This window comes from Aeromonas sp. R5-3 (assembly GCF_040908225.1).
GTDB classification, from domain to species: domain Bacteria; phylum Pseudomonadota; class Gammaproteobacteria; order Enterobacterales; family Aeromonadaceae; genus Aeromonas; species Aeromonas dhakensis.
Genome location: NZ_JBFODH010000015.1, coordinates 122,058 through 138,572, shown reverse-complemented (window position 1 = coordinate 138,572; position 16,515 = coordinate 122,058). Strand labels below are relative to the sequence as shown.

At 58.2% G+C, this 16,515-nt stretch carries 19 protein-coding genes and 1 other RNA gene; 16 read left to right on the top strand and 4 right to left on the bottom strand.

Annotation, left to right across the window (positions count from 1 at the left end; translation table 11 throughout):
• Positions 1–265: 265 nt before the first annotated feature.
• From rplM to AB5Y95_RS07185, 7 genes are all read left to right on the top strand, one after another.
• Positions 266–694 carry a 50S ribosomal protein L13 gene (gene rplM / locus AB5Y95_RS07215; RefSeq protein ID WP_005305895.1) on the top strand — a complete coding sequence of 143 codons (429 nt, stop codon included), beginning with the start codon at positions 266–268 and terminating at the stop codon, positions 692–694.
• A 15-nt stretch (positions 695–709) separates the two neighbouring features.
• Positions 710–1,102: a 30S ribosomal protein S9 gene (gene rpsI, locus AB5Y95_RS07210; protein ID WP_005305893.1), complete on the top strand. Its 393-nt coding sequence runs from the start codon at positions 710–712 to the stop codon at positions 1,100–1,102.
• Between the two features lie 295 nt (positions 1,103–1,397).
• Positions 1,398–1,988, top strand: a complete 591-nt coding sequence (petA, locus tag AB5Y95_RS07205) for a ubiquinol-cytochrome c reductase iron-sulfur subunit (protein ID WP_005305890.1) — start codon at positions 1,398–1,400, stop codon at positions 1,986–1,988.
• 2 nt (positions 1,989–1,990) lie between these two features.
• Positions 1,991–3,208 carry a cytochrome bc complex cytochrome b subunit gene (locus AB5Y95_RS07200; RefSeq protein WP_005305888.1) on the top strand — a complete coding sequence of 406 codons (1,218 nt, stop codon included), beginning with the start codon at positions 1,991–1,993 and terminating at the stop codon, positions 3,206–3,208.
• Positions 3,205–3,939, top strand: coding sequence for a cytochrome c1 (locus tag AB5Y95_RS07195; RefSeq protein ID WP_010635938.1), 735 nt, complete (start codon positions 3,205–3,207; stop codon positions 3,937–3,939). Before AB5Y95_RS07200 ends, AB5Y95_RS07195 begins: the two co-directional genes overlap by 4 nt.
• A gap of 87 nt (positions 3,940–4,026) precedes the next feature.
• Positions 4,027–4,656, top strand: a complete 630-nt coding sequence (sspA, locus tag AB5Y95_RS07190) for a stringent starvation protein SspA (RefSeq protein ID WP_010635939.1) — start codon at positions 4,027–4,029, stop codon at positions 4,654–4,656.
• The gene (locus AB5Y95_RS07185; protein ID WP_005305878.1) at positions 4,653–5,078 is read left to right on the top strand and encodes a ClpXP protease specificity-enhancing factor; all 426 of its coding nucleotides are present in this window, start codon (positions 4,653–4,655) and stop codon (positions 5,076–5,078) included. The genes sspA and AB5Y95_RS07185 overlap by 4 nt, the downstream gene beginning before the upstream one ends.
• A 45-nt stretch (positions 5,079–5,123) precedes the next feature.
• On the opposite strand, the gene dolP is transcribed toward AB5Y95_RS07185, so the two are convergent.
• From dolP to AB5Y95_RS07165, 4 genes are read right to left on the bottom strand one after another with little or no spacing between them, the layout of a single operon-like run.
• Positions 5,124–5,702 carry a division/outer membrane stress-associated lipid-binding lipoprotein gene (gene dolP, locus AB5Y95_RS07180; protein ID WP_005305875.1) on the bottom strand — a complete coding sequence of 193 codons (579 nt, stop codon included), beginning with the start codon at positions 5,700–5,702 and terminating at the stop codon, positions 5,124–5,126.
• A gap of 4 nt (positions 5,703–5,706) precedes the next feature.
• Positions 5,707–6,297 (bottom strand): SIS domain-containing protein, encoded by a 591-nt coding sequence (locus AB5Y95_RS07175; RefSeq protein ID WP_005305871.1) that lies wholly within the window; start codon positions 6,295–6,297, stop codon positions 5,707–5,709.
• A gap of 9 nt (positions 6,298–6,306) precedes the next feature.
• Positions 6,307–6,699 carry a YraN family protein gene (locus AB5Y95_RS07170; RefSeq protein WP_080629143.1) on the bottom strand — a complete coding sequence of 131 codons (393 nt, stop codon included), beginning with the start codon at positions 6,697–6,699 and terminating at the stop codon, positions 6,307–6,309.
• Positions 6,620–8,527 carry a penicillin-binding protein activator gene (locus AB5Y95_RS07165; RefSeq protein WP_368160262.1) on the bottom strand — a complete coding sequence of 636 codons (1,908 nt, stop codon included), beginning with the start codon at positions 8,525–8,527 and terminating at the stop codon, positions 6,620–6,622. Before AB5Y95_RS07165 ends, AB5Y95_RS07170 begins: the two co-directional genes overlap by 80 nt.
• Before the next feature lie 79 nt (positions 8,528–8,606).
• Here AB5Y95_RS07165 and rsmI point away from each other — a divergent pair, with 79 nt between their 5' ends.
• From rsmI to lfhA, 9 genes are all read left to right on the top strand, one after another.
• Positions 8,607–9,440 carry a 16S rRNA (cytidine(1402)-2'-O)-methyltransferase gene (gene rsmI / locus AB5Y95_RS07160; RefSeq protein ID WP_368160259.1) on the top strand — a complete coding sequence of 278 codons (834 nt, stop codon included), beginning with the start codon at positions 8,607–8,609 and terminating at the stop codon, positions 9,438–9,440.
• Positions 9,441–9,502: 62 nt separating this feature from the next.
• Positions 9,503–9,889: RNase P RNA component class A (rnpB, locus tag AB5Y95_RS07155), an RNA gene on the top strand.
• Positions 9,890–10,117: 228 nt separating this feature from the next.
• Positions 10,118–10,993 carry a lateral flagellar motor switch protein LfiM gene (gene lfiM, locus AB5Y95_RS07150; RefSeq protein ID WP_192897008.1) on the top strand — a complete coding sequence of 292 codons (876 nt, stop codon included), beginning with the start codon at positions 10,118–10,120 and terminating at the stop codon, positions 10,991–10,993.
• 7 nt (positions 10,994–11,000) lie between these two features.
• Positions 11,001–11,378, top strand: a complete 378-nt coding sequence (gene lfiN / locus AB5Y95_RS07145) for a lateral flagellar motor switch protein LfiN (protein WP_244364933.1) — start codon at positions 11,001–11,003, stop codon at positions 11,376–11,378.
• The gene (fliP, locus tag AB5Y95_RS07140) at positions 11,378–12,112 is read left to right on the top strand and encodes a flagellar type III secretion system pore protein FliP (RefSeq protein WP_005305852.1); all 735 of its coding nucleotides are present in this window, start codon (positions 11,378–11,380) and stop codon (positions 12,110–12,112) included. The genes lfiN and fliP overlap by 1 nt, the downstream gene beginning before the upstream one ends.
• A gap of 1 nt (position 12,113) precedes the next feature.
• The gene (lfiQ, locus tag AB5Y95_RS07135; protein WP_005305849.1) at positions 12,114–12,383 is read left to right on the top strand and encodes a lateral flagellar biosynthetic protein LfiQ; all 270 of its coding nucleotides are present in this window, start codon (positions 12,114–12,116) and stop codon (positions 12,381–12,383) included.
• The gene (gene lfiR, locus AB5Y95_RS07130; RefSeq protein WP_005305847.1) at positions 12,380–13,162 is read left to right on the top strand and encodes a lateral flagellar biosynthetic protein LfiR; all 783 of its coding nucleotides are present in this window, start codon (positions 12,380–12,382) and stop codon (positions 13,160–13,162) included. The genes lfiQ and lfiR overlap by 4 nt, the downstream gene beginning before the upstream one ends.
• Positions 13,159–14,295 (top strand): flagellar biosynthesis protein FlhB, encoded by a 1,137-nt coding sequence (gene flhB / locus AB5Y95_RS07125; protein WP_005305844.1) that lies wholly within the window; start codon positions 13,159–13,161, stop codon positions 14,293–14,295. Before lfiR ends, flhB begins: the two co-directional genes overlap by 4 nt.
• Before the next feature lie 3 nt (positions 14,296–14,298).
• Entirely contained in the window at positions 14,299–16,374 is a 2,076-nt protein-coding gene (gene lfhA / locus AB5Y95_RS07120) for a lateral flagellar biosynthesis protein LfhA (RefSeq protein WP_005305840.1), read from the top strand.
• Positions 16,375–16,515: the final 141 nt, after the last annotated feature.

Sequence of the window (16,515 nt, the reverse complement as noted above, 5' to 3'; positions counted from 1 at the left end):
CACAATACCGCGCCTGCCAGTCGGATGGGCATCTGCGGCAGGTAGGGCCGGGCGACATTTGCTAGCTTCATGGCAGTGAAATTAGCAGGTGATATTTAAGGCAACTTCACTTATAATCGCCCGGCCCACGTTACAGCTGTCGATAAGACAGCAACACTTTAAGCTTTACTTGTATTCGAAGGGGTACAGGTAGGCCATCGTTTGTTGTTTGTGGGAGAGCCCCCATAAGCAATTGGGTCTGTAACAGGTAATTGGGTTTAACTTAATGAAAACTTTCGTTGCCAAGCCAGAAACCGTAAAACGTGACTGGTACATTGTGGACGCAGAAGGTAAAACTCTGGGTCGTATCGCAACCGAGATCGCTGCTCGTCTGCGTGGTAAGCACAAAGCTGAGTACACTCCGCACGTTGACACCGGTGATTACATCATCGTTGTAAACGCCGAGAAGGTACACGTAACCGGTAAGAAATCTACCGACAAAATGTACCACGCTCACTCCGGTTTCCCGGGTGGTATCAAGTCCATCAGCTTCGACAAGCTGATTCAGCGTAAACCGGAAATGGTAATCGAAGCTGCCGTCAAAGGCATGCTGCCGAAGGGTCCGCTGGGCCGTGCCATGTTCCGTAAACTGAAAGTTTACGCAGGCGCCGAGCACGCTCATGCTGCTCAGCAACCTCAAGTACTGGATATCTAATCGGGAACTGGCAACATGGCAGAAAATCAATACTACGGTACTGGCCGTCGCAAAAGCTCCACTGCTCGCGTATTCATCAAAGCGGGTAGCGGTAAAATCGTAATCAACCAGCGCTCCCTGGAGCAGTACTTCGGCCGCCCGACTGCCCGCATGGTAGTTCGTCAGCCGCTGGAACTGGTTGAGATGACCGAGAAACTGGATCTGTTCATCACCGTTAACGGTGGCGGCATCTCCGGTCAAGCTGGTGCGATCCGTCACGGTATCACTCGTGCTCTGATGCAGTACGATGAAACCCTGCGTTCCGAACTGCGTAAAGCTGGCTTTGTTACTCGTGATGCCCGTAAGGTTGAGCGTAAGAAAGTCGGTCTGCACAAAGCTCGTAAGCGTCCGCAGTACTCCAAGCGTTAATTCGCTTTTTGTACGCACTCTCGCGAGTGTCAAAAAAGCCTGGCCACGTGCCAGGCTTTTTTTATTGGTAATATTACGAACCGCATTGCTAACACCACGTCACAAAAGACAAAAAATTGTGTATTTATTGTTTTTGACCTTCGCTTCTCTTTCTTGTCAAGTTGTTATCTTTTCTTTAAAATTCCCTCGGTTTTTCTGTGACAATTGTAACTCCGCTTCCGCCGCTGTTGTCACGGAAGAAAGGGGAACAGGGACACAATAAGAATGTGCGGAGTCCACATGGGAGAGTTTTTGGATGAGCAATGCGCCAGTTGATACCGGTCGCCGCAGATTTCTTACCTGGTCAACGGTCGCCGTTGGTGGGGTAGGAGCTGCTTTTACCGCAGTGCCGTTTATTAAGTCATGGAACCCGAGTGCCAAAGCCAAAGCGGCGGGCGCTCCGGTCGAAGTGGATATCAGTAAGTTGGAACCAGGCCAGCTCATCCGTGTTGAGTGGCGAGGCAAGCCAGTCTGGGTGGTGAAACGCACCAAACAGACGCTGGATGCCCTGGCCGCGCATGACGACAAGCTGCGCGACCCGGCTTCTGACGAGCCCCAACAACCCGACTATGCCCACAATGGCTACAGATCCATCAAGCCGGAGATCTTCGTGGCCGTCGGTATCTGTACCCACCTGGGCTGCTCTCCCTCCTACCTGCCGGACAACTTCGGCGAACAGGTGCAGGGGGTGACTTCCGGTTTCTTCTGCCCGTGCCATGGCTCCAAGTTCGACATGGCTGGTCGAGTGTTCCAGGGGGTGCCTGCGCCCTTGAACCTGGTCATTCCGCCGTACCAATATCTTAGCGACACCACCATCCTGGTCGGTGCCGATGGCAAGGAGGCCTGACCATGTTTGCCAAACTGATGGGCTGGATTGACTATCGCTTTCCGCTCACCGCCATGTACAACGACCACATGGCCAAGTATCCGGCGCCCAAGAACCTGAACTTCTGGTACTTCTTCGGCTCGCTCGCCATGCTGGTGCTGGTCAACCAGATCATCACGGGCATCTGGCTGACCATGAACTACAACCCCTCCGCCGAAGGTGCCTTCGCCTCCGTCGAGTACATCATGCGGGATGTGGATTACGGCTGGCTGCTGCGATATATGCACTCCACCGGCGCGTCCGCCTTCTTCATCGTGGTCTACCTGCACATGTTCCGCGGCATGATCTACGGCTCCTACCAGAAGCCGCGCGAGCTGCTGTGGATCTTCGGCATGCTGATCTTCCTCTGCCTGATGGCGGAAGCCTTCATGGGCTACCTGCTGCCGTGGGGGCAGATGTCTTTCTGGGGCGCGCAGGTCATCATCTCGCTGTTCGGTGCCATTCCGGTCATCGGCGACGATCTGACCCTGTGGATCCGGGGTGACTACGTCATCTCCGGCGCTACCCTCAACCGCTTCTTCGCGCTGCACGTCATCGCCCTGCCGCTGGTGCTGGTGATGCTGGTTGCCATGCACATCCTGGCGCTGCACGAAGTGGGTTCGAACAACCCGGACGGCATCGACATCAAGAAGCACAAGGATGAGAACGGCTGGCCGCTGGATGCGGTGGCATTCCACCCCTATTTCACCGTCAAGGACATGATTGGCGTAGCCGGTTTCCTGTTCTTCTTCTGCGCCATCATCTTCTTCAAGCCGGACATGTGGGGTTACTTCCTCGAGAAGCCGAACTTTGAAGTGGCCAACGGCCTGAAGACCCCGGCTCACATCGCCCCCGTCTGGTACTTCACCCCCTTCTACGCCATTCTGCGGGCGGTACCGGACAAGCTGCTGGGCGTCATCATGATGGGCCTCTCCATCGTGGTGCTGTTCCTGCTGCCCTGGCTGGATCGCTGCAAGGTGCGTTCGGTGCGTTATCGCAGCACCCTGCACAAGCTGAACATCGCCCAGTTCGTGGTTTGCTTCATCATTCTCGGGGTGCTCGGCGTACTGCCCTCGACCCCGACCCTGACGCTGATCGCCCAGATCTGTACCCTGGGTTATTTCGGGTTCTTCGTCTTGTTGTTCTTCTACAGCAAGAATGAAAGCACCAAGCCGCTGCCGGAAAGGGTGACATTCAAATGAAAAAAATAATATTTGCAGTGCTGACCCTGCTGCCGTCACTGGTGTTTGCCAACACCGGGGCCGTGCATCTGGACAAGGCTCACTATGATCTGAACGACAAGGCGTCGCTGCAGCGTGGTGCCGCCACCTTCATGAACTACTGCTTTGGCTGTCACAGCACCCAGTACCAGCGTTACAACCGGGTAGCAGCAGACATTGGCATCCCGGAAGACCTGATGGCGGCCAACCTGATCGTCAATGGCGCCAAGATCGGTGATCTGATGGAAAACTCGGTGCCGGACAAGGATGCCGCCAAGTGGTTCGGTGCACCTCCCCCCGATCTGACGCTGGTCGCCCGGGTACGTGGCGCGGACTGGATCTACACCTATCTGCGTTCCTTCTACGTGGACGAGACCCGTCCATTCGGGGTGAACAACGCCGTGTTCCCGTCCGTGGGCATGCCTCACGTGCTGGAGCCGCTGCAGGGGACGCCCCGCGCCGAGTTTGCGACCCACCAGGTCGATGGTGTCGACGTTCAGCAGGTTGTCAGCATCAAATCTGACGGCAACGGTGAAATGAATAACGAAGAGTATGATCAGACGGTGCTGGATCTGGTAAACTTCTTGGTCTACTCGGCTGAACCGGTACAACAGGAGCGCGAACGCATGGGCTTCTGGGTGCTGGGTTTCATCGTGATCTTCTTCATCTTCACTGTGCTGTTGAAGAAGGAATTCTGGCGCGACGTTCACTAAGCGACCAGATCCGGGTAATATAATGCACGGCAATGAAGTCCAAGATGCTTCATTGCCGTTTCTGCTTTTTAATGACGGGAGGGTTCAATGGCTGTAGCTGCCAATAAGCGTTCGGTAATGACGCTGTTTTCCGGTGCCAACGACATGTTCAGCCATCAGGTGCGCATTGTCCTGGCGGAGAAGGGTGTTAGCGTAGATATTTGCCAGGTAGACCCTGCCAACCTGCCGGATGAGCTGGCCGAGCTGAACCCGTACAACACTGTACCGACCCTGGTTGATCGGGAGCTGGCTCTCTATACCTCGCGCATCATCATGGAATATCTGGACGAGCGTTTCCCGCACCCGCCCCTGATGCCGGTATACCCGGTGGCGCGCGGCAACAGCCGTCTGATGATGCATCGCATCGAGCTGGACTGGTACTCCCTGGCCGACAAGATCATGGCGGGTACCGACGTGGATGCGGCGCGTGCCGAGCTGCGGGACAACCTGCTGGCCATCGCCCCCATCTTCGGTGAGATGCCCTATTTCATGAGCGAAGAGTTCGGTCTGGTCGACTGCTACATGGCCCCGCTGCTGTGGCGTCTGCCGAGTCTGGGCATTGACTTCACCGGTCGTGGTGCCAAAGAGCTGAAGGCCTACATGGTTCGTCTGTTCGAACGTGAATCCTTCCAGGCTTCCCTGACCGAAGCCGAGCGCGAGATCCGCGCTGGCGTATGAGCATGGAACCGACGATGACGCCCAGTCGCCCGTATCTGTTGCGGGCGTTCTTTGACTGGTTGCTGGACAATGACTTGACCCCTCACCTGGTGGTCAACGTCAACATCCCCCATGTGATGGTGCCGATGCAGTTCGTCCAGGATGGGCAGATAGTGCTGAACATCGCACCTCGTGCGGTTGGGCAGTTCCACATGGACAATGATGCCATCAGCTTCAGCGCCCGTTTTGGTGGAGTTTCCCAGCAGGTCTACATCCCGATGGCGGCCGTGCTGGCCATTCATGCCCGGGAAAATGGCGTGGGCACCATGTTCCCGCCCGAGCCTGGCTATGATCTCTGGCTGGAGCAGGCCGAAGCGCCGGTGGAGCCGGAGCCGGAACCGCCGCGCCCGAGCGGCCGTCCTACCCTGAAGGTCATCAAATAAAAAACGCAGCCAATTGGCTGCGTTTTTTTATGGCGATCAACAGGGTCAGTTCTGGGCAAACTCGAAGGCCTTGATCACGCGCTTCACACCGCTGACGTGGCGGGCGATCTCGACGGCCTGATCCCCCTCCTGACGGGTCACCAGGCCGATCAGGAACACCTCGCCATTCTCGGTGACCACCTTGACCTTGGCGCTGTCGAAGTTCTTGGCGCCCAGCATGTCAGCCCGCACCTTGGAGGTGATCCAGGTGTCGTTGCTGCGTACCCCTATGCTGACCGGCTGGCCGAGGCGTAGCTCGTTGTAGACGTGGCGCACCCCCTCGATACGGGCCACTATCTTGCCAGCCTCGAGTTTGTAAGCGTCAGAAGGTGTCTGACCGACCAGCAGTACCCGGCCGTTGTTGCTGTAGACGCTGATTTTGCTGGCCGCGCTCAGCGGCTTGTTGTCGGCCAGCAGGTTGGCCGCTTTCAGTTCGATGGCCTGATCGTCCCATTGGGCGCCCAGGGTGCGGCGATCGCCGGAAGCCTTGGCAGTACCGGCGGCACCACCGACCACCACGGCCGCACAACCTTGCAGCAGCAGGGTGCCGGCCAGCAGGCCGAGCAGGAGCGTTTGCTTCTTCATGGTTTCAATCTTCCTGTTGCGGGAAAAGAGTCTGGTCGATGAGATCACACAGGCAGTGCAGGGTCAACAGGTTCACTTCCAGAATGCGGGGGCGACGGGCAGACGGCACCCGGATCTCCACATCGTTGGGACCGAGCAGACCGGCGATCTCACCGCCATCACCGCCCCCCAGCACCACTATGGTCATGTCGCGGGAGAGGGCGGCCTCGGCGGCCTTGATCAGGCTGCGGCTGTTACCCGTAGTGGTGATGACCACCAGGATGTCGCCGGGCTGACCGAGTGCACGGATCTGCTTGGCGTACACCTCTTCAAAGCCGTGGTCGGTGGCGATGGCACTGATGGTTGCCATGTCCGGGGTCAGCGCCATGCCGGGCAGGGAGGGGCGCTCGGTTTCGTAGCAGTTGACCAGTTCAGAGATGAACAGCTGGGCCAGTGCTGCGGAGGGACCATTGCCGCATGCCATCACCTTGTGGCCATTGAGCAGACAGATGGTCAGCATCTGGGCTGCAGTATGGATGGCATCCGGCAGCGCCTCGGCGGCGGCTATCTTGGTCTGGATGCTCTCGGTGTAGTTTTCTTTGATGCGGTCAGTCATGGGGTCCTCTTAAAATGCGTTCTGGATCCAGTCCGGCTGGTCGCCTTCGAACGCGATCACATCGAATCGGCAGGCCTGATTGGCCTCGTTGATGGCATGTTGCTTGAAATAGTGGCGTGCCGCCAGCACGATCTTGTGCTGTTTGCGTCGGGTGACGGAGCTGGCGGCGCCGCCGTGGCTAGCCTGGGCACGATAGCGAACCTCGACGAACACCAGGGTCTCCCCCTGGCGCATGATGAGATCGATCTCGCCGCCCCGGCAGCGATAGTTGCGGGTCACGGGTTGCAGGCCGCGGGCCTGCAACCAGCGCTCCGCTACCTGCTCAAAGTGCTGTCCCTTGCTCGTTGGTGACGGGAACAGGTTCTGTAACTGCCGGCGCATCCGTGCCAGAAGTACCTTCATGGGGGACTCCCTCGAGCTGGGGCATGGCGCTGTCACTGGCCAGCTTGCCGTTCTGGTAGGTGGCCCAGTCCAGTACCCGCACTATGTTGCCGCCAGCATCCACACTCAGTTGACCGCTCATGCCGGGCTGCTGCATGGCGTTGACCTTGCGCATTTGCTGCAGGTTCTCCGCCAGGCTGACGGCGTCATAGCCCAGCGCAAACAGACGCAGCAGGTCGCCCTGGGTCTGCGGCCAGAGCAGGGCGATCTGCTCGCGCTGCTTCTCGTAACCGCCAAGCAGCAGCGGCATGTCGGAGATGTGCATGCCGTTGAGCTCGGAGGCCACCTCGGTGGTGGCGCTGTCGTAGCTGCGCGAGCTGCTGTAGATCGGCAGGCTGCCCATCGGATTGACCGAGATGTCGACGTAGGGCTTGATCATCCGGGTCTCCAGGCTGTTGGCGACCACATAGACCACGTCGATGCTGCGCGGGGCGGCAGCGGAGAGCTGAACCACTTCGCCAGCCCGGGCGGTGGAGCGGCCGCTCAACGCATTCTTGACCATACCCTGAACTTCGTTGCGGGCACCGAAAGTGGCAACGACCGGTTTGTCCTGGCTTACGGTCGCCCAAGCCTGTTCAAACGCCTTGATGCTGCTGTAACCGATCCGTCCCTGTGCCGCGATGAGCAGCGGTTTGCGATAACCCTGGCCATAGAGGTACTGAGCGGCCTGCGTTGCATCGGCGGCGGCTGAGAGGGAGAAGTAATAGGTGGTGTCGTTGACGATCGGTTTGTCCAGCTCGTTGAGCGCCAGTACCGGCACGGTCGGATTGGACTTGAGCAACTCCTCGACCCTGTCTTTGAGCAGCGGGCCGATGATCATGTTGGCCCCTTCCTGAATGGCCTGCTTGTAGAGATCCGCCGTCGACTTGGTCTGGGTATCGTAGAAGTTCAGGGTGAACTGGCTCTGATTTTCCTTGTAAGACATCAGCATGCCGTTGCGGATTGCCGCACCCTGCGGTTCCAGGTTGCCGGACAGCGGCAGGAAGACGGCGATCTGCTGCAGGGCATTGATGTTACTGGTGGCAAGATCACCGAGTCCGGCCGGCATGTCTTTCTGGGCCGGGTGGTTCGGGAAGGCCTGTTTCCAGCCGGCCAGCTGGCGAGCCAGCTGATTGGGCTGGGCACCGAATTCATTCACCAGCGCCGCCAGCCGCAGCCAGCCGGTGGTGACATCGGGAGCCGGTGCCTCTTCCAGCGCCTGCAGGGTAGAAGGGGTCATGCTCTTGAGCAGGGACCAGATCTGCTGATGATTGGTGGCCAGCTCATTCTGGGCCAGGTAGGGCTCCAGCAGGATCAGCGACTTGGCGGCACCAAACTTGTTGTTGATGTCGAGTTGCAGCACCACGCGCTGGCGGTACCAGTCCTTCTGGGTATCAGCATCCAGCACCACATCGGGCTTGCCTTCCAGCAGGATCAGCGCTTGGTTGGCGTTGCCCTGGGCGAGCAGCAGGTGAGCCTGCAGCAGTTGCAGTTGGGCCTTCTGCTCGGCGCTCTGCGCCTGCTTCTGCAATTGCTGGAACAGGGCCGCGGCCGGCTTGGCCTGACCGAGCGCCAGATAGCTGCGCGCCGCCATCACCTGCCAGGTGAAGGCTTCGGCTGGTTTAGCCGGGTCCACCTGGGCCAGATACCACTGGGCATTCTTGGTGAGATCCGAGAAGGCCGACGGCATGCCGGACTGGCCAGCGGGTTGATTGGGCTCCGACGCACAGGCGGCGAGCAGGACTGCCGCGAGTAGGATGCCGAAGAGTCGTGATACACTTAGCTGCTTTATAACCCGGTTCAAGTTCATTCCCCGACCAGTGTTGAAATTCTCCATAGTGTAAACGGGCCAATATGGCGACACAATTGTCGGGACACTCGGAGCTCCCATGAGTGACATTCCAACCCTGTATATAGTCCCCACTCCGATCGGCAATCTGGCCGACATCACCCAGCGAGCACTGGATGTGCTGCGCAGCGTCGACTTGGTGGCCGCCGAGGATACCCGCCATACCGGCATCCTGCTCAGCCACTACCAGATCTCGGTGCCGACCTTTGCGCTGCATGATCACAACGAACAGCAGAAAGCCGACGTGCTGATCGGCCGTATCAAGGAGGGCAAGAGCGTGGCTCTGGTCTCCGACGCGGGCACGCCGCTCATCAGCGACCCCGGTTATCACTTGGTCACCCGTTGTCGCGAAGCCGGGGTCAAGGTAGTGCCGCTGCCCGGTCCCTGCGCCGCCATCACGGCGCTCTCCGCCGCCGGGTTGCCTACCGACCGGTTTGCCTTCGAGGGGTTTCTGCCGGCCAAAGCCAAGGGGCGCGACGATCGCCTGCAGGCCGTGATTGAGGACACCCGCTCGCTGGTGTTCTATGAATCGCCGCGCCGGGTGCAGGAGACGGTGGAAGCGATCGCCCGCATTCTGGGTGAGCGCCAGGTGGTGGTCTGCCGCGAGCTGACCAAGACCTTCGAGTCGATCCATGGTCTGCCTGCCTCCGAGATGCTGACCTGGCTTGGCGAAGATGAAAACCGCTGCCGCGGCGAGATCGTGCTGGTGGTGGCGGGGGCGAGCAAGGACGAAGAGGCCTTGCCGGTTGAGGCGATCCGCACTCTGGGGCTGCTGGTGGCCGAGCTGCCGCTGAAAAAAGCGGCGGCGCTGACCGCCGAGATCCACGGCGTGAAGAAGAATGCCCTCTACAAGTACGGCCTCGAGCACTATTAATTGCCGTAAACGGGAATTGCCGGTTTACCCCGCCGGCATCACGAGGCTATAATCCGCGCCTCGGAGTTGGCTGGGCAATCGCTGCTTCGTCGTTGTGTCCCTCGGGACAGACGGGCGGAGGGGAGGAAAGTCCGGGCTTCACAGGGCAGGGTGCCAGGTAACGCCTGGGGGGCGCGAGCCTACGACCAGTGCAACAGAGAGCAGACCGCCGATGGCCCGCAAGGGATCAGGTAAGGGTGAAAGGGTGCGGTAAGAGCGCACCGCGCGACTGGCAACAGTTCGTGGCACGGTAAACTCCACCCGAAGCAAGACCAAATAGGCCCCTATTGGCGCGGCCCGCGTTGGGGGCGGGTAGGTTGCTTGAGCCAGCGAGCGATTGCTGGCCTAGAGGAATGATTGCTACCCGGGGCAACCCGGTACAGAACCCGGCTTACAGGCCGACTCCGACCCAATTCAAGGTATGCAAATACCAACCAATCCCGGCACCTTCAGGTGCCGGGATTTTTATTATGGGGTTGCCAGACTGGCTCGTGGCGCCTTTTAGGGTTTTGTAATAAAGTTCTCGCCCATTCTGGTCGCTATAAGTCGGCTGGGTTATTTGTACCGATCACATGGCTGGCCTGATGGATGTCTCTGTGGCTGTAAGGCGAGATAAAAATGGCTAAGGTGGATTTTGAATGTCATCAAGCGGCGTAATGCTCACACCTTCCCGGTTGCTCTGTGCACAGCGGGGCAAAACTCTTCCTCATTATGACTTGCTTGGCGTCGAACGGGCTGACCAGGAGCGGCTCAAGCAGATCAACGCTCAGCTGGGTACCTTTTCTCTACAAGCGGCAGGCTGCATGGCGCAGTTATTCAATAGCGCCGACTGCGAGCTGAGTTATCAAGAGTTCACGACTGTGGCCTCGCCCGTGCAAGACGATGGTCTGCTGTGGGTGGAAGCGCGCAGTGTGCTCGACGTACAACGGGTCGCCTATTTCTCCATTTCTCCTGCCGTTATATATCGCCTGGCCGTGCTCTTTTTCGGTGGTGCCTTGCGCGACCAGAGCGAGGCTCCCTCCCATGGTAAAGGGCTGACCGATACCGAGCAGCGTCTGATGCTGCGTCTTTGTCAATACCAGGTCGATATCTGGTCCTCATGTCTCGGATTGGGTGATCTTGGCTGGCAGCTGACTCTCATTACCAGGGATGCATTGCCGCAATCACGGCTATGGATGTCTGAAGCCAGCCTCACGGTCGGCAGTTTTGCACATGGCTGGCAGCTCTGGCTGGTGCCGCCGACCGAGAACTCTGGCCTCTCGGCCGGACATGAGCTGCAGGATGGCGCGCTTGAGCAGGTGTTGACGCATGTTCCGGTGCGTCTGCGTGTGGTAATGGGGCAGATGTCCATGACCCTGGCGGATCTGGAGTGCCTCAAGGTGGGCGATGTGCTCTCGCTGGATCTGCCGGAAGTCGTTCCGGCCCTGATTGGTAATCGTCCCTGCTTTAGCGGACGAGTCGCTGAACATAAAGGCAGCCTGGTGTATCAGGTCGCGACTGTTGTAGAGGAATAATCACATCATGAACGAGCACAATATGAATGACCCGCTGGATCTGGATGGACTGGATCAATTGTTTAGTGACGATATCAGCATGCCCAGCGCAGCCGACTATATGGCTCCGACCAGTAGCAGCAAGCAGCGGGATCTCTCCTTCTTCCGCCAAATCCCGGTCAAGGTAACCCTCGAGGTAGCCAGTACCGAAGTGCCTCTGGGCGATCTGATGCGAGTGGAAGAGGGGGCTGTGATTGAGCTGGACAAACTGGCAGGCGAGCCGCTGGATGTTCGGGTCAACGGCCGGCTGCTGGCCAAAGGCGAAGTTGTCGTGGTCAATGGCAAATATGGCTTGCGCCTGGTGGATGTGATCGACACCAATCTGCTGTGTGGCATGGACGACTGATGCGCCGGTTGCTGCTTGTCCTGCTGTTGTTTTCGCTGCCCAGTTGGGGGGCGGATATGACGTTGTTCTCGGTGATGCCGGGGGCTGAAGGAGGAGAGGACTACAACATCAAGTTGCAGATCCTCTTCTTCATGACCCTGTTGGGGTTGTTGCCGACGCTGTTGTTGATGATGACCAGCTTTACCAGGATCATCATAGTGTTGGCGATCTTGCGGCAGGCGATGGGACTGCAGCAGAGTCCTCCCAATAGGGTTCTGATCGGCATCAGCCTGATCCTGACGCTGGTGATCATGCGCCCGGTATGGACCGACATGTATCAGAACGCGTTTGTTCCCTACGACCAGAATGAAATCACCTTGTCGGAAGGGCTGGCGCGCGCCGAAAAACCGTTGCGCCACTTTATGCTGGCTCAGACTCGGGAGCCGGATCTGGAGCAGATGCTGCGGATTTCCGGTGAGCCCACCACCCTCAGCAAAGCCGACGTCCCGTTTGGTGTATTGTTGCCGGCGTTTGTGCTGAGCGAGCTGAATACGGCATTTCAGATTGGCTTCATGTTGTTTATCCCTTTTCTGGTGATCGATCTGGTGGTGGCCAGCGTTCTGATGGCCATGGGGATGATGATGTTGTCCCCTCTGATCATTTCGTTGCCATTCAAACTGATGGTGTTCGTGCTGGTGGATGGCTGGTCGATGACTGTCGGTACGCTGGCTGCCAGCTTTGGTGGGGGAGGCTGACATGACGCCGGAACAGAGCGTTGCGCTGGTTGGCGGTGCCGTCAACCTGGTCGTAGTGATGGTGTCGGTGCTGATTGTTCCGGGCCTCATCATCGGTCTCATTGTCAGTGTGTTCCAGGCCGCCACGCAGATCCAGGAGCAGACCCTCAGCTTTTTGCCCCGTTTTCTGGTGACTCTGATGACGCTCATTTTTACCGGAAACTGGCTGCTCTCCCAAATCACTACCCTGTTCCACGATCTGTTTTTGAAGATACCCGGACTAATCGGATGAATTCTCTGCTGTCCCTCAGCGCAGCCGACCTGACGGCCTGGTTGGGGCAGTGGTGGTGGCCGTTTATCCGGATCGCTACCGCCTTCTGGGTGATGCCTATCTTCGGTGATGGTCGGTTACCACCCCAGGTCCGTCTGCTTTTTGCCTTCATCATCAGCCTGCTGCTGGCACCCATGCTCAAGGGCATGCCAGTGGTCGACCCGTTCAGCACGGGCGCACTAGTGCTGACCATAGAGCAACTGCTGTTCGGGTTGCTGTTCGGACTTTGTGTCCAGATGCTGTTTATGATCATGACCATGGCCGGTCAGATCCTCTCCATGCAGATGGGTCTGGCGATGGCAGTGATGAATGATCCCAGCAATGGAGATACGGCCCCCATCGTTAGCCAGCTGATGCTTATCTTCTGCTCATTGCTGTTTCTCGGCCTGAACGGCCATCTGGTCACGCTGGATGTGCTGGTGCAGAGTCTGCGGAGCTGGCCGCCCGGCTCTTCGCTCGACCTGCTGGACATGAAAGGCGTCATCGGTCTGTTTGGCTGGAGTATCGGAGCAGCCCTGATCCTGACTCTGCCAGCCGTGGTTGCCATGTTGATGGTCAACCTTACCTTCGGGGTGATGAACAGAACCGCCCCTTCCCTGAATATCTTCTCGCTGGGCTTTCCCATGACGCTGCTGCTGGGCCTGCTGACCATGGCCATTTCCATCAGCGGCGTGCCGGCTCGTTACCTTGATCTGGTGACCTATGTACTGGAACAGCTCAAGGCATTGACACCCTCATGAGTCAGAACAGCGCTCAGGACAAGACCGAAGAGGCCTCCTCCCAGAAACTGCGCAAGGCACGGGAAGAGGGGCAAATTGCGCGCTCAAAGGAGCTGAGTTCGGCCGGACTGCTGTTGCTGGGGGGGCTCGCCATGCAATGGATGGTGCCAAGCTTCGGCAACTTCTTTGCCGAGTTGATGAAACGTCCCCAGCGTTTCGACTGGCAGGGGGCCCGGGAGCCTCAGATGATGATCCACTGGACGGCTGAATCCCTGCTCAGCATGTTGTGGGTACTGCTGCCCCTGTTCGGTTTTCTCGCCCTGCTGCTGGTGCTGCTCAGTATTGTTCCGGGGGGCATGGTGCTGACCTGGAAGAAACTATTGCCCAGTGCGGAAAAAATCAATCCGCTCAAAGGGCTCAAACGGATGTTCTCGTCTCACAGCATGATGGAGCTGCTGAAGTCGGTACTCAAGATCCTGCTGATTGGTTCGACGCTGGCCCTGATGTTGCAGCACCAGTGGCCCTTGCTGATGATGATGAACCGTATGCCTCCCCAGGCTGCGATGGAGCAGGCGCTGCGCATTCTTTCGCAGGCATTCATTTTGCTTGGTTCCGTGCAGATGCTGATAGCCGTGCTGGACGTACCCTATCAGCGCTGGTCGTTGAACAAGCAGCTGCGCATGACCAAGCAGGAGGTCAAGGATGAACACAAGAATAGTGAAGGCCGGCCCGAGATAAAGGCCAAGATCCGTCAGGTTCAGGGAATGCTAGCCAGGGCGCGGATTGAACAGCGTGTGCCGCAGGCGGATGTCATCATCGTCAACCCGACCCACTATGCGGTGGCCATCAAGTATGATCCGGCGCGTGCCAATGCCCCTTATGTGATTGCCAAAGGGGTCGACGGTATGGCGGAGCGGATCCGCCAGGTCGCAAAACAGCACGACAAGATGATCATGAGCCTGCCGGAGCTGACCCGGGCCATTTATTACTCTACACGGGTGGATCAGGAGGTCCCGGCGGGCCTTTATACCGCGGTCGCCTATGTGCTGAACCATGTATTGCAGTTGCGGGCCTATGCAGCAGGCAAGGGGAAGAAACCCACTCCCCTTGCTCCCCTGTATGTGCCGCCCGAGTTACGTCAACCTGAGAGGTAAGTTGTGAACTGGCGTGTATTGACCCAATCCTATACCGCGATACCCATGATGCTCCTGGCCATTCTGGCCATGATGATCCTGCCTCTGCCGGGTTGGCTGCTGGATACCCTGTTTACGTTCAACATTGTGTTGGCCGTGCTGGTTCTGCTGGTCTCCGTGTCGGCTCGTCGGCCACTCGATTTTTCCGTCTTCCCGACCGTCCTGCTGGTTGCGACCTTGATGCGATTGTCGCTCAACGTAGCCTCGACCCGGGTAGTGTTGCTGCATGGTCATGAAGGGCACGAGGCGGCGGGCAAGGTCATCCAGGCCTTCGGTGAGGTGGTGATCGGTGGCAACTATGTCGTCGGTCTGGTGGTGTTCGTGATCCTGATGATCATCAACTTCGTGGTGATCACCAAGGGGGGGGAGCGGATCTCCGAGGTATCGGCCCGTTTCACCCTGGATGCCATGCCGGGCAAACAAATGGCGATCGATGCCGATCTCAATGCCGGCACCATGGATCAGCATCAGGCAAGGGCAAGACGGGACGAAATCGCCAGGGAAGCCGACTTCTACGGCGCCATGGACGGTGCGTCCAAATTCGTACGCGGTGATGCCATCGCCGGTTTGCTGGTTCTCATCATCAATCTGGTGGGCGGTCTGGCCATCGGCATTTTCCAGCATTCTCTGCCGGTTTCGGAAGCGTTCCAGAGCTATGCACTGCTCACTATCGGTGATGGTCTTGTTGCCCAGATCCCTTCCCTGCTGATGTCCACGGCTGCGGCCATCATCGTGACCCGGGTCAGCGACGAAGGGGAGATGTCGGATCAGGTGGGTCAACAGATCCTGGCATCGCCGCGGGTAATCTACACGGCGGCTGCCATCATGCTGATCCTGGGCCTGGTACCCGGTATGCCTATGGTGGCATTCCTCAGCTTTGCGGCCGTATTGGCCTGGGCAGGCTGGAGCGTGAGCAAGCGGCAGGTGAGTCAGCCCGACCTGGAGGCAGCACATGAGCTGACGCGTCAGATGGTGCAACCGGAGCCGCAGGGCCTTGAGTGGCAGGATCTGCCACCCGTGGATACCGTTGCCATCGAGCTTGGCTACCGATTGGTCCCTTTGGCTGAAGCAGACAAGGGGGCTGAGTTGTTGGCGCGGGTGCGGGGTATTCGCAAGACGCTTTCCGAGCAGTATGGCTTCCTGTTGCCGGAAATCCGGGTACGCGACAACCTGCAACTGCAGCCGGATCAATATCGGATCAAGCTGTCAGGTGTGGGGTTGGCGAGCGGCAATGTTGATTGCCAGAGACTGATGGCGATCAGCAGTGGTGAAACTTATGGGGCCCTGGATGGAGAATTGACCCAGGATCCAGCCTATGGGATGAGTGCTGTCTGGATTTCGCCGGAGAACAAGGCCAAGGCGCTGAATTTGGGTTACTCGGTGGTGGACTCGGCGACCGTTATCGCAACGCATGCCAGCAAGCTGCTGCGGGAGCAACTGGATAACCTGTTTGGTCACGATGAAGTCGGCAAGTTGGGACAGTATCTGGCCAGCCAGTCTCCCCGTCTGTCGGAAGAGCTAAACCTGGCGTTGACCCAGATGCAGCAGTTGCGAGTTTTTCGTCAACTGCTCAAGGAGCAGGTCAGCCTGACCGATATCCGGACCATAGCCACCACCCTGCTGGATGCGAGCGAGCTGACCAAGGATCCTGTCTTGCTGGCATCGGATGTGCGCTGCGCGCTCAAGCGCCAGATTGTGAGGCAGGCGATCGGCAGTCGGGATGTGCTGGCGACGTTTACACTGGATGACCGTCTGGAGCAAACCCTGCTGGCGGCCATGAACCAGTCACAGCAACAGGGGAAGATCCAGCTGGACAGCTTCCCTGTCGACCCTCAGCTTCTGGCCCAGTTGCAGCAAAACATGCCGCTGGTGAAGGAACAGCTGCAACAGCAGGGGCATGCCCCCGTGTTGGTGGTGATGCCGCAACTGCGTCCCCTGATGGCACGGTATGCCCGCTCATTTTCGAAAGGTCTCAAAGTGCTCTCTTATAATGAAATCCCGGAAGATTTACGGGTGGAAGTTATTGGTACATTAGGCTGAAGCAGAATTGCCATGTTAATGAAGTGACGGGAAGATGATATTCCGCATATCTACTTGAATTGTCATTAGAAGCCGCTATGATGTGACTGTTTTTGACGCAACGACGTTGAAGATTAATAACAAATATAACAATTCACATGT